Origin of the sequence: Methanobrevibacter arboriphilus JCM 13429 = DSM 1125, from assembly GCF_002072215.1 — an archaeon.
Lineage (GTDB): Archaea > Methanobacteriota > Methanobacteria > Methanobacteriales > Methanobacteriaceae > Methanobinarius > Methanobinarius arboriphilicus.
Map to the genome: position 1 here is coordinate 1 of NZ_JXMW01000021.1, position 13530 is coordinate 13530.

At 24.9% G+C, this 13530-nt stretch carries 14 protein-coding genes; 6 read left to right on the top strand and 8 right to left on the bottom strand.

Going from position 1 to position 13530, the window contains the following annotated elements:
* Both MBBAR_RS08030 and MBBAR_RS08035 read left to right on the top strand, forming a co-directional pair.
* A partial coding sequence (locus tag MBBAR_RS08030; protein ID WP_080460821.1) for a transposase occupies positions 1–755 on the top strand: 755 nt, incomplete at its 5' end.
* A 142-nt stretch (positions 756–897) separates the two neighbouring features.
* Complete coding sequence (locus MBBAR_RS08035) at positions 898–1938, top strand: hypothetical protein (protein ID WP_080460823.1); 1041 nt, start codon at positions 898–900, stop codon at positions 1936–1938.
* 166 nt (positions 1939–2104) lie between these two features.
* Here MBBAR_RS08035 and MBBAR_RS08040 read toward each other — a convergent pair whose 3' ends face one another.
* The 5 genes from MBBAR_RS08040 to MBBAR_RS08060 form a co-directional block, all read right to left on the bottom strand.
* Complete coding sequence (locus tag MBBAR_RS08040; protein WP_080460828.1) at positions 2105–2410, bottom strand: MTH1187 family thiamine-binding protein; 306 nt, start codon at positions 2408–2410, stop codon at positions 2105–2107.
* 68 nt (positions 2411–2478) lie between these two features.
* On the bottom strand, positions 2479–3153 hold the full coding sequence (locus tag MBBAR_RS08045; RefSeq protein ID WP_080460831.1) for a DUF2100 domain-containing protein: 675 nt from the start codon (positions 3151–3153) through the stop codon (positions 2479–2481).
* Positions 3154–3190: 37 nt separating this feature from the next.
* The gene (locus MBBAR_RS08050) at positions 3191–3670 is read right to left on the bottom strand and encodes an Lrp/AsnC family transcriptional regulator (RefSeq protein WP_080460848.1); all 480 of its coding nucleotides are present in this window, start codon (positions 3668–3670) and stop codon (positions 3191–3193) included.
* Between the two features lie 485 nt (positions 3671–4155).
* Positions 4156–5067 carry a methanogenesis marker 7 protein gene (locus MBBAR_RS08055; protein WP_080460849.1) on the bottom strand — a complete coding sequence of 304 codons (912 nt, stop codon included), beginning with the start codon at positions 5065–5067 and terminating at the stop codon, positions 4156–4158.
* A 275-nt stretch (positions 5068–5342) separates the two neighbouring features.
* Positions 5343–5978, bottom strand: a complete 636-nt coding sequence (locus MBBAR_RS08060; protein WP_080460850.1) for a hypothetical protein — start codon at positions 5976–5978, stop codon at positions 5343–5345.
* Positions 5979–6288: 310 nt separating this feature from the next.
* On the opposite strand from MBBAR_RS08060, the gene comB reads away from it, so the two are divergent.
* From comB to MBBAR_RS08080, 4 genes are all read left to right on the top strand, one after another.
* Positions 6289–7008 carry a 2-phosphosulfolactate phosphatase gene (comB, locus tag MBBAR_RS08065; protein ID WP_080460851.1) on the top strand — a complete coding sequence of 240 codons (720 nt, stop codon included), beginning with the start codon at positions 6289–6291 and terminating at the stop codon, positions 7006–7008.
* A gap of 290 nt (positions 7009–7298) precedes the next feature.
* Positions 7299–8465, top strand: coding sequence for a TraB/GumN family protein (locus MBBAR_RS08070; protein WP_080460852.1), 1167 nt, complete (start codon positions 7299–7301; stop codon positions 8463–8465).
* Positions 8466–8870: 405 nt separating this feature from the next.
* On the top strand, positions 8871–9098 hold the full coding sequence (locus MBBAR_RS08075) for a DUF1922 domain-containing protein (RefSeq protein ID WP_080460853.1): 228 nt from the start codon (positions 8871–8873) through the stop codon (positions 9096–9098).
* A gap of 56 nt (positions 9099–9154) precedes the next feature.
* Positions 9155–10489, top strand: a complete 1335-nt coding sequence (locus tag MBBAR_RS08080) for a CNNM domain-containing protein (RefSeq protein WP_080460883.1) — start codon at positions 9155–9157, stop codon at positions 10487–10489.
* A gap of 63 nt (positions 10490–10552) precedes the next feature.
* Here MBBAR_RS08080 and MBBAR_RS08085 read toward each other — a convergent pair whose 3' ends face one another.
* The 3 genes from MBBAR_RS08085 to MBBAR_RS08095 form a co-directional block, all read right to left on the bottom strand.
* Complete coding sequence (locus MBBAR_RS08085) at positions 10553–11410, bottom strand: TIGR00269 family protein (protein ID WP_080460854.1); 858 nt, start codon at positions 11408–11410, stop codon at positions 10553–10555.
* Positions 11411–11632: 222 nt separating this feature from the next.
* A complete protein-coding gene (cofG, locus tag MBBAR_RS08090; protein ID WP_080460855.1) occupies positions 11633–12760 on the bottom strand; it encodes a 7,8-didemethyl-8-hydroxy-5-deazariboflavin synthase subunit CofG in 1128 nt (375 codons plus the stop codon).
* A gap of 287 nt (positions 12761–13047) precedes the next feature.
* Positions 13048–13491, bottom strand: coding sequence for a DUF2120 family protein (locus MBBAR_RS08095; RefSeq protein WP_080460856.1), 444 nt, complete (start codon positions 13489–13491; stop codon positions 13048–13050).
* Between the last annotated feature and the right edge of the window lie 39 nt (positions 13492–13530).

Consider the following 13530-nt stretch of genomic DNA (forward strand, 5'->3'; position numbering starts at 1 on the left):
AGCAAATACTTGAATTCGTGATTAAAACATTAAATAAGGAATTTAAACCAATTAAAAGAGGAAAACGCACAGTTTTAATTGATGGAACCGATATACAGGTTGATATGAACTGGAACAAGCAAAATTACACTAAAAAATTTCTCGAGAAAAAAGGGCTTTATTGGGCCAAATCAGCTTCAAAAGGGTTTTATATAGGATTTAAATTAACTTTAGCACTTGATTATCACACTGGACAACCATTGACCATGTTAATACATAAAGGATCTAAGCATGACTCTGAATTATTCCCTGAAATAATGGAAAAACTAAGAAAAAGAAGAATAATAAGAAACAAAGACATTATAATAGCAGATAAAGGATATATAAGTTTTAATAATTATCGTGAGGGAATTTTAAAGTATAAAATAGTTCCATTAATATTTCCAAAAGAAAACATGAAAATAAACAAAATTTTAAGCCAATTCAATTATCCTTTAGAATATTTCAAAGTTAAAAACAAAAAAGAAGACATTTACAAAGAATTAGTTTCTAAATTCAAAAAACTAATCACCAAATGGAAGAAATTTAAAAAAATAAGAGGAAAAATCGAAGATTTCTTCAAATTAACCAAAAAAGGACTGAAAAATAACAAATTCCACAAATATACAAAAGAATCCATAGCAAAAACAAGTTATCTGCTTGTACTTTTAACAGGACTCATCATAAAACAAGGATACAACGAATCAGAGAGCATGCAAAAGCTCTCAGAAACCTAAAAATCTAGCACCCTAAAACTATTTTAAAACTATTTTATCAAAATATTAATATAGAATAACTTATTATATAAAAATTATATAAGAATATAATGATTATATAAAAGTATTATAATATGCTTCAATTAAGAAGGAATTAAGTACTATGTATGGAAAAATCTATGGAAAACATTTAAAATTTATTTTTATGATAATTTTCTTATTATTTATTGTTTCTTCATTAGAATGTTCTTTAGCTACAGATATTGATAAAAATAATACTTCTATTGGTAATAATATTAAAACAAATGTAGAAGCTAATTCAACATCAAATGACGCTTTAAACACAAAAATAGATTCAAAAAAAGAGAATTCAAAAACAAATACTCCTACTAACATAAGTAGTAAAAGTAAATCTAAAATAGAAACTGGTTGTTGTTCTATAATTCTTCAAGTAAATTCTAGTGCTTATACTTATGCTTATAGAAGAGATTCAACATATGCAGCAAACTTATACATAAAGAAAGTGAAATTATATGGAATTGCAGCATTGAAAGAATATAAAACAACAAACACATACTTTTTCCATTCAATAATATTCAAAAATGGGTGGTATGTTGGAGCAGGAGGAAGTGACAACCCAAAGGTTAATAAATACCTTCAGAACTTAGGAGCTAAGATGGTATATAAAAAAACTATAAACTCAGCTTATATGAAAAAAGCTATGAAAAAAGTTAAAAGCTTAGGACTTGGACATTTTGTTATTAAAGATCCAAATGGAAAAGTTGGAGTAGTAATTTATAATTATGGAGTTTCAAAACTAAGTATTTTTAAAATGAAATCTGGAGAATACTTAAGTATTCCAAACAGCCCTAATTTATTCAGACACAATAAATACACAGTTAAAAAAAATAAACCTGTTGATGCAGCTATATATATTGCAGGTACTGATAAATTTGGAGTAAATAGAAGAAACATAATAGTATATAATGTTGAAAACTTTAAATATAAAAATAAAGTTAATAAAAATAAATTAAACAAAAAAACACAGATAAAAATTTGGGTAAGTAATGATAATGGAAGATACGTTGGAAGAAGTACTGGTAACAGAGCAGATAATGTTATATTTAAGGGTAAAACTGTTTATGCAGGATCTATACCAAAAATTCCTAACAAAAAATACATTGGAAAAGTTTTACTAAAATAAAATTGATATAAACTTATAAAAGATATAAAAATATCTATAAATAAATGTCTATAAATAATTATCTATAAATAAATATCTATAATAAATGTCTATAAATAATTATCTATAAATAAATATCTATAAACATATTTGTCTATCTTAATGTATTTATCTAAGTATTTATCTATTAATCTAATATTTCATTAACAGTTGCAACTTTATCCTGTAAACCCCGATCTTTTTTATCTCTTCTATCATCTATCTTTAAAACGGTGAAAACTCTGTTAGCTCCAATATCAAAAACTGCTTCTTGAGCAGTTTTAACTGCTTCATAAACTTCATCAAGATTTTGAGCTTCTATTTGAGTTCCCATTCCTGTAAGTTCATATTTAAGTCCAGATTCTTTAATAGCTTGAACAGCAACAGCAACATATTTTCCTAAGTCAGTTTCCTTAGTTCCTATTGGAACAACACCAAAATCTACAAGTATCATATTCTTACCCAATATTTATTAAAACCTAATATTTCCTTAACTAATATTTATTAAATATTTAGTATTAGTTATTCAATGATTTCAATAAGTTCATTATCATTTAAATCCTTAATATTATCATTCAAATATACTATAGCATCATAATACTCTTCTGCTCTTTTTCCAAGTAATTGTCCGTTTAAATCATTTTCAGCCAATACAATTATTTTTTCTGGGTTTAAAGAATTTTTTTTTCGATTAATATCGTTATGTATATGGTTAACTCTTGTTTCTATTCCCTTTAATGCAGATTCAGGAATTTTTGGATTAATTTCTTTGATATCCATTACATCAAGAGGAACACTAGCTACTATTATTCTTTGAACATCCACTCCCAATTTCTTTAAAAGTTTTTTAAAATTATTTTTAGAAGTTATAAAAAGAATATTTTCAGTTAATTTAGACATATCAATTTTTTCTTCTGTTTTTTTAATAACCTTAAAATCTGTCAGAATAGAATCTATATTATTTCTTGCTGAAATAAGAAATTTTGTAAATTCTTCTGCTTCTTCTTCAGAAAGTTGATGTTTAGGTAAACTACTATATATAAAGTCTTCTGCAGCTATCAAATCTTTAAATATATGTTCAAATATTTTAACATTAATATTTGCAGAATTAGGAGCTTTCAACTGGAAATCCCCCTCTGAATTTATAGCAGACTTTTTTAATAAATATTGAGCTTGCTTTAAACGAAAATCTTTCATAAAATTCCCTTTAATTAATTCCCTTTGATTTAAAAAGTTAAAGCATGTGAACTGAACTTGAGTCTTCTTTAACAACATTAAGAACAGTTTGAGTATAAGTTCTTTCTACATAAGGTTCTTTTAATAAATCTTTCACAAAGCTATCTAATTCATCAGTATCTTTGAATTTAGCTATTAAAAAAGCATCATACTCTCCAGTAACATCATAAATAGCTAAAACATGTTTATTAAAAGATTCTTTACTCTCCCAATTTTGTAACTTACCTCCTTTTACTCTAACCCCAATAATACTAGTAAGACCATATCCCAATTTTCTATGATCCATTATAGGTGCAAATTTCTTAATTACTCCAGTTTTCATTAGTTTGTCTACACGGTTATGAACTGTTCCAACAGAAATATCAAGTTCTCTTGAAATTTGTCTATATGGAGTTCTAGCATCTTCATTTATCATTTCTATTATATTTTTATCTGTTTCATCAATGATAACCACTTCATCTTTGTTATTACTATTCATATTATCCTCCTAAAAATAATACATACCTAAAAACAATATTTAAATAAGTTAACAACATTAGTAATGAAAATTAGAAACTAAAAAATTATGATGCTCTAATTTTAAAATTACTATATCTTTGAACAATGTTTAGTTTTTCATTATTAATATTCTTTTTCTTTTTAAAATTTTTATAAAAATATAATATTGATACATCTATATTTACAAATAAAAACAAATTTCAGATAAATAATATTATATTAAAAATAGTACCCTTATTATTATTGTAAAAATATTAAAATAATCATAGTTATTATAAAAATAAGAATAATAATTATAAAAATATTAAATAAATATTATTATTGTAAATATTATTATTGCAAAAATATTATCAATATAAATTGCAAACAAATACAAGCTAAATAAATACAAGCAAAGTAAGTTACAAATAAAGATAAAATAAAAAGACAAAATATAAAAATTTATACAAAGAACTATACAAAAGATTATACAATAGCACTTTCACTTAAAAGTTTAACAAGAATGTAATCATACATTTGAGATTTTTTAATATCTGCAATTTCCCCTAAATGTTTATCATTTACCATAACATTAGCTATTTCTTCATTATATTTATCATAATCAAGTTTAACTCTAACACCATCAAGTTGACTTGTAACTGGAGTTGGAGAAATAATTTCTGATATAGCAGGAACTTGATTTTCAATAGCATTTTTAACTAGTATAGAAGGAGCTAATGGTGGATCTAATGCAATATCCTTTCTTTTCTTGTCTAAAACATCCTCAACAACTTCAACAAGTTTTCTAAGAGCCCTTATATTCTCTCCTCGCTTTAATCTTCTAGGAATCCTACCTAATCCACTAACATATTCATCAGCACCAGGAAGATCGTTGATATCAATTTCAGGAGCTCCTGTAACAATTACTGGAATATCAATATCATCAAATAAGAAAGTTTTATCCATAATACATTGTTTAAAGCTACCAAGTGCATATATAGCTATATCATGCTCTTCAATTAACCTTTTTTCATATTCTGTAATTCCTGCAGTACCTTTTCCAGCACCACGAGCAAGTCCAATCATATTATCCTTAGCACCAAAACGTCTAAGATATTCAGAAATATCACACGCTGCATGGGGCAGATGATGTCTTGCAAGAGTCGGAGACACTATAGCTATTTCACAACCAGCCATTGGAGCAACAGAAATCTTACCTAGTAATTCTTTAGCTTTTTCTTTAATCCTATCAACATCATCAATAGGAATTGCCATGTTTAAAATTAAATCCATTTGAAGAACATTTTCTTGAAGAATAAATCCTCCTAAATCTTCAATGAGCTCCCTAATTTCCTCACTTTTATGGACTCCTCCAGAATAAGTTAAAGTTTCATACATAGTGTCATCTCAAAATATATAATCAAACAATAATTTAAGCAAACAATAATTATTAAATAATTATTAAATATATGTATAATCAAAGATCAAAGCCTTAAAAATACATTACAATAAAAATATATTATCAATCATTATTTATAAAATTATTTAATTATCAAAATTTATTCATCAAAGTTTAATTATCAGAATCCGTTTAATTAATAAAATTTATTCATCAAAGTTTAATTATTAAAATTCATTTAATTATTAAAATAAGTTAAGTCCTTAAAACAATATTATTCATTCTTTAAATTATTTAAAATAGAGTATCTGAGTTCAGCTCGTTTAATTGGATTTTTAGATACATTATTATGTGTAGGAATAGAAATTAGCCCATATTTACTATTTTCTTTATCTATATTCATATAATCAGGAAATATAATATAATCAATATTTGAACTATCACTTTCTAAATCAAGAATATTAAAACCCATATCAATTATAATATCTCTAAGAAAAGATGAATAAACCTTAACATTTATTTTTGAGTTCTTTTCTTGAAAAACATCTTTTTTATTCATATCTAACCAATCAGATGCTAAAGGATATTTTAAAAATATATCATTAATTTCTTGAGAGTCTAAAGCTGGTTCATATAAACTAAAATCAATTTCATTCCAATTGAATTTTGAAGAATTTGAATTGTAGTGTTTATTTAAAATATTTTTAATTTTAGACACTTGAATAATACTGTTTTTTATTTGGGAAAATGTATTTAATTTTATTTTTAATGAATCCATTTTAGTATTACTTTCAGATAGAATAATAGCTAAATCCCCATCTTCATTATCAGGATTTTTATTAACTTTGTAATCAGTTATCTCTGCAAATTCAAGTATTTTTTCACACATAGGTGTTGTGACAATTTTCATAATTATAATTAATACAATATATAATTTATAATTTTATAATTTTAGAATATTAATAATGATAAAAATTATATTAATAAAACTTATAAATTAATAAAAGTTATAATCTTAGCAATTATTAGAATTTTAACAATAATAATAAATTATAAAAATAATAATAAATATTAAAGGAATATATACTAAATAAATAATTATTAAAATAAATATTAAATTTATAACTATTAAATAAGTAAATATTAAAGGAATAAATATTAAAAAGATAAATATTCTAAGAATAATAATCTAAAAGAAACAAAATTTTAAAGGAATCAAAATGGAAGTTACACTAAATCTTGAAAATACAAGTTCAAAAGATATTTCTATAATGGTTGATGCTTTTAGAGCAAGTACCAGTATTACACTCGCTTTAGGTAAATTTAATGAGGTTATACCTACATTCACACCTGAAAAAGCGAAAAAGCTGGCAAAGGAAAAAAATGGAATACTTGCAGGAGAACGTATGGGAAAAGCTTTGGAAGGCTTTGACATGGGAAATTCTCCAGTAGAGATAAATGAACTAAATACTAAATTAAAAACTTTAATTTTGACTACAAGCAATGGAACAAGGATTTTAGAGAACATGAAATCTACTGTTCTTATAGGATGTTTTATAAATGCCAAAGCAGTTGCTAAAAAAAGTTTAATCTTAGCAAAAGAAAATAATTATAATCATATCGATGTAGTTATGGCTGGTTGGAAAGGTAATTTTGCAATTGAAGATTTTTTAGCTAGTGGTGAAATATTATACTGGATTCAAAAAGAATTATGTGAAAACCACACAATAGGTGAAGATTTTGATATTAGTGAATATGCTCAAAGTGCTATTCTAGCTAGTAGAGACTATAAAAAACTTAAAGAAGTCATTTATAACACAAAATCATCTAAAAGACTAAAAAAATTAGGGTATGAAAAAGACATAGAACTATCTCTTAAAAAGAATATTAATAATAATGTAGCAATATATAATGAAGGTGTCTTAAAGCTATTCAAATAACCCTATTTGAATAAAATCAATTATAAAAATTATATCCAATATTCATTTTCAACTTTTTATTTATAATAGAAATTATTTTAAAAATATAATAATATTAATTTTAAAAATATAAAAATCTAATTTAAAAACATTACATAAAAATAGTACATAAAGTTTTATATATAAATAATAACATATTATTATAGCTAATAATATTAATTTTATGAATTATATAAATTATTAACTAAATTAAAATTAACTAATCTAAATATTTTTATTTAAAGGTTTTTATTATCAAGAGTGTTTTTTAAATGAAAAGAGAATGTTTAACTATCATAGGAACAGCTCATGTTTCTCAAAATAGTGTTGAAGAAGTTAAAAATGCTATATATGAACAAAATCCCGAAGTAGTTGCAATAGAACTCGATATTGGAAGATATGAGCGTCTTATGAAAGAACAGGCAGGTATTGAGGAAGACGAAGAAATATCTGTAACAAATATAATTAAAGAAAACAAAGTAGGACTGTTTGTAGCTAGTGGAATTTTAACATATATCCAAAGTAAAATTGGAGAAGATGTTGATGTTAAACCTGGTTCTGAAATGATTGAAGCAATAGAAGCAGCTAATGAAATAGGTGCAAAAATTGCTTTAATTGATCGAGATATTAACATAACACTTCAAAGGGCTTTAAATGAAATGTCCTTATGGGAAAAATTAAAATTTATGATGAGTGCAGTATTTTCATTATTTGCAAGTGACGATGATCTTAAGGATATTGAAGATTTGAAAAATCAAGACACTTTAGATGAAGTAATGGAATACTTTAAAGAAGCATCCCCAAGTGCTTATAAAGTTCTTGTTAAAGAAAGAGATGCTTATCTTGCAAATAGTATTTTAAATATACCAGAAGATCATGTGATAGCTGTAGTTGGAGCAGGACATAAGGAAGGAATGGAGAAATACTTAGATAATCCTGAAAAAATTCCACCAATAGAAGATTTAACTAGTGTTAAAAAAAAAAGTGGAATTCCATGGCTTAAAATTATATTAGCAGCTATTCCAATATCTTTTGTGGTGATATTTTTTCTTGCTTTTTTAAATGGAATAAATATAGAAAATAATCTTTTAGAATTTGTTTTAATAGGAGGAGGAACTGCTTTTATTGGATCTATACTCTCTGGATCAAAAATACAATCTGCAATAGTTGGTTTCATTGTTGCCCCCCTTACAATAATACATCCTCTTCTTGCTGCAGGTTGGTTTTCTGGATTAACTGAAGCAAAATATAGAAAGGTTAGAAGAAGCGATATTGCTAATTTAAGTAAAATTAATAGTTTTAAAGACCTTTGGAAAAATAATATATTCAGAATATTATTAGTTGTTATTGGGACAAATTTAGGTGTTAGTATTGCTACTTTGGTTATATTACCCTCTAGAGTTTTTATCCCATTATTTTTAAAAATATTTGGAATGTAAACAATTGATCATGAAATATCATTAAAAGGACACTAATGATAACATAAAATAATGATAATAATGATAATAATAGTAAATAATAAAGAATATTACAGAATAGTAGAGAATTACAATAACAATAGAGAATAATTAAAGAATAATAAAGAACAATTATTATAATTTAATGAATAAAAAAGGAATAATATTTACAGAATATAATTAACATTTATAAAATATGGTGTAATATACCATATTAATAAAAAAATTAGTTAAAAATATTATATAGAAAAAATATTATATAGAAATTATAATAGGAATTATATAATAGAAATTATAAGAAATATTATAATTTATGAATATAATCTGTGAATTATATATGTAAATATCTATAACTATCTATAAATTTATTATATATTTGGAGAAAAAATGTATTTTATTTTTCGTTGCGATTGTGGTAGAGTTTTATACTCCAAAGAAGGAGTAGCTACAAGAAAGTGTGTTTGTGGAAAATCTCTCAAAGTTAAAGAAAGAAGGATTTTTAAAAAAGTAGAATCAGCAGAAGAAGCTTCACAAACAGTCCAAAAAATGCAAGAAGAAATTTATGGAGCTAGTGTATTTAAAAAAGCAAATGAAATTCCAAAAAAAAGATTTTGAAATTTATGATAAAAAAATTATGATAAAAATATGCTCATCAAGGAAATAGAGAAATGATATATGATACTATATTAGAAATCATTATAATACTCATTTTAATAGTTTTAAATGGAGTATTAGCTATGTCAGAACTTGCAATTGTTTCTTCTAGAAGAAGTAAATTACAACAAATGGCAAACGAGGGTAAAAAACATGCTAAAACAGTCATAGAATTAATTGATGATCCTAATCAATTTTTATCTACAATACAAATTGGAATCACACTAATCGGTATTTTAGCAGGTGCTTTTGGTGGAGCAACATTAGCAGAACCTTTATCTCAAAATTTAGCATTTTTAGGAGATTATGCTAATGGAGCTAGTGTGATAATCGTCGTTTTAATAATTACATACTTATCATTAGTAATTGGAGAATTAGTTCCAAAAAGAATTGCTTTAAATAATCCTGAAAATATAGCAGTTCGTGTAGCTAAATACATGAAAATATTATCTAAAGTTTGTGGACCTCTTGTAAAAGTATTAAGTTCTTCAACAAATTTTATCTTAAAAATTATTGGATCTAATGAATCAAAAGATAGCATAGTTACTGAAGATGAAATAAAAATGCTGATTGAAGAAGGGATAGAAGATGGAACAATTGAAAAAGAGGAAGAAGACATAATAAAAAGAGTTTTCCGTCTTGATGAACAAAAAGTAGATATGTTGATGACTCCAAAAAACGAAATTATTTGGATTGATCTTGAAGAATCTTTAGAAGAGTCAAAAAAGAAGATAATTGAAAGTGAAAGATCGATATTTCCAGTTGCAGAAGGAGATTTGGATAATTTATTAGGAGTAGTACAAGCAAAAGATATTCTTAGTTCAATATTTAAAGAAGAAAACTTAAATATTAAAAATTATTTGAAAAAACCATTGATAGTACCAGAAAATCTTCCATCACTAGATATATTAAAATTATTTAAAGAAAATCTCGAATATGTTCATATTGCTATTGTTGTTGATGAATATGGTAGTGTAGAAGGATTAATAACTTTAAATGATATATTAGAAGGTATTGTTGGAGACATTCCAGGTATTGATGAAATGGATGAACCTAATGCAATTGAAAGAAAGGATGGCTCATGGCTAATTGATAGTGGTTATTCTATTGATAGATTCAAAGAACTTTTTGATATTGAAGATTTAAACGAAGAAGAAGGAAATTTTACTACTCTAGCAGGTTTTATTCTTAGCTACCTTAATAAAATACCTGAAACTGGGGAAGAATTTAGTTGGAAAAACTTCGATTTTGAAATAGTTGATATGGATGGACACCATATCGACAAAATACTAGTTATAAAAAATGAGATAAACAATTCTGAAGAAGAAAAACCTGAAGAAAAGACTAATTAGTATATATAATCACTAAGATCTATTAATAATCCTATAATTAATGTCTAAAATTAACATTATAATCTAACTACTATCAATAAGATCGATTATCTCACAAGCTTTGCATATTAGCCCAGAACTAGGTTCTCCACATTTTTTACATTCATTAATATTATTTTTTGGAGTTTTGATATTTAAAATCGTTTTTTTAAAAGATTCCATAATATTCTCTTTAGTTCCAGGATTTTTAGATTCTATTTGATTAAGAAAATTTTTTGTTTTTCCTCTAAGTGAAATACTTGAATAAGGACACTCATCAAGATGGATATCAATGTCATTCATTACTGCCCAAGTTCCAACATCTTTTTCAGAAGTGTTCCAAAGAGGTTTAATTCTAGGAATAAGCTTCGGATGAATCATACTAAGCATTGGACCAAATTTAGAGAACTTAACTGTATCTGCTCTAGCAAAACTCATTAAAAATGATTGAATTTCATCATCAAGATTATGGCCTGTAGCTATTTTATCTGCACCAATTTCAAAAGCTGTTTTATTAAGAATATTTCTTCTAAAAACACCACAAGGAATACATGCACTTTTAAAATGATGATAAATATCATCTAAGGTAAAACCTACTTCTTCATAAAATGACTTTTGTATAAGATCTACTCCAAGTTTTTCAGTGTTTTTTATAGCAGAATCAATACCATGTTGACGATAGCCTCTAATACCCTCATCAACTGAAATAGCAGTTAAATCAAAATCAATATTAGATATATTTCGATATTTAACTAATGCATGTAATGTTAAAACACTATCTTTTCCACCAGAAAGAGCAATAGCTATATTATCCCCATTTTCAATAAGATTATATTGAACTATCAGATTTTCTATCTTAGAAAATATTTTTTTATTAAAATCATCTTTCTTTAAAATAGTCATAAAACCCACATATTTGGCTAATTATTAATTAAACATTAGTTAATTATTACTTAGCTATAATTAACTATGGATTAGTTATTATTGATTATTAATTAGCTATAATTAACTATTGATTAGTTATTGTTAATTATTAGTTAGCTATTAATCGATAATTATATTATTAGTTAGCTATTAGTTAACTATTAATCGATTATTATTATTAAATTATTTGTTAATCCTTATTTAGTTTAATGATTTTTTTAATTCTAAAGTTCTGTGCAAAAGTTCATCATTTAAATAAGTTTCATTAATATATTTATTATAAATCGGTAACCTTTCCTTGAGATTTAAACCTGCATCTTTTGTTAAATTACGCATATGATCAACTTCAGGCCAAGGAGAATCAGGATTTACATAATCTTTTGTTATTGGAGAAATTCCTCCCCAATCATCAGCACCACATAATAAAAAGACTTGGTTTGTTTCATAATTAAGGTTAGGAGGAACTTGAATAGAAATATCAGCAAACAATAATTTAGCTACCGAAACAGTCCTAATCATATCTAATAAAGAAGGTTCTGGATTTTTCTCCATTGGTATACCTTTTTTAGATCTAAAATTTTGAATAATAATCTCCTGAATATGACCATATTTATCATTTAAATTTTTAATTGTGAGGAGAGAGTCAGCAATTTCTTCTTTCGTTTCTCCAATTCCAATTAATATCCCTGTTGTATAAGGAATTTTTAAACGACCTGCTTCAGCTATAGTATCAATTCTAACTTTAGGATCTTTGCCAGGACTATTTATATGAGCTTCAATAATTCTAAGTCTATCAGATGAATTTTCAAGCATCATCCCCATTGAAACATTTACTTCTTTTAAGGATTTCATCTCTTCATAGCTTAAAACACCAGCATTAGTATGTGGGAGGAGTTTTGTATTTTTTAAAGTGCTTTCACAGATATCATAAATGTATTCATTCATGTTTTCAAAGCCTTTTTCTTTTAATGCAATTTTTACAACTTTTTCTTGATCTGCTTGTTCACCAAAAGTAAATAAGGCTTCTTTACATCCATATATTTCTGCATTTTTAAGTTGAGAAATAATCTCTGTTTTATCCTTTAAAATAATTGCATTCTTATCATTAGGATCTTTTCTAAATGTACAATACCCACAATAATTCCTACAAATCTCAGTTAAAGGAATAAAAATATTTTTAGAGTAAGTAATATTATTATTTTCTCTTTTTGAATTAGCTATAGCCATTAAATCAATAATGTCATTCTGATTAGTATTTAAAAGACTTATAATCTCATCTTTTGTTAAATTTCCTTTTTCTAATTTGGATTTAGAAACATTAAAAATCATCAGATAAACCTCTATTAAAGAAAGTCATTAGAAATCATGAATTAAACATATCCATAAACAAAATATACTAAAAATTATACTAAAAAATATAATAAAATGTAATAAATATTATAATAAGAATTATACTAAAAAATTGTAATAAGAAGTATTATAAGAAGTATTATGAGAATTATTATAATAAAAATTATAATAAAAATAATTAAAAAATTTAAATAAGAAACAAAATTTAAATAAAAATCATTATTTAAATAAGAATTATCATTCAAATAAAAAAGTAATTATAAAAATCATTCTTTCTCATCATCAGAAACTACAACTTCAACAAACAATGGACCTACATTAGCTTTATCCTTCCAAGTAACAATAAATACTCCAGAATGATTTAAATTCATTAATCTAAATTTTACAAATAAATTCATAGCTTCTAATGATTTTGTCATCCTCATTATCCCATTAGAATCAGTATCGCCTTGAACAGAAACACTAGCCCTTATTTGTTCATCCATCCTATTTATAAGTTTTGCTGCTTCTTCAGAAACCACATCAACATCAATTCCCTCAAGATGATCTCTTAATTCATCCAATTTTGATTCCATATCATCAATAGATATATTTTTTGATGATCTTCCTCTGACAATTAAAATTCTATCAGTATCTAAAGCTGCTCTTGAACCATCAAAAGCTTCAAAAAATCCCATTACTTGCCCTGCGATTTTATGTAGTTTTACCATTAAATCACTCTTTTATAAATTTAATATTTTTTATAAATC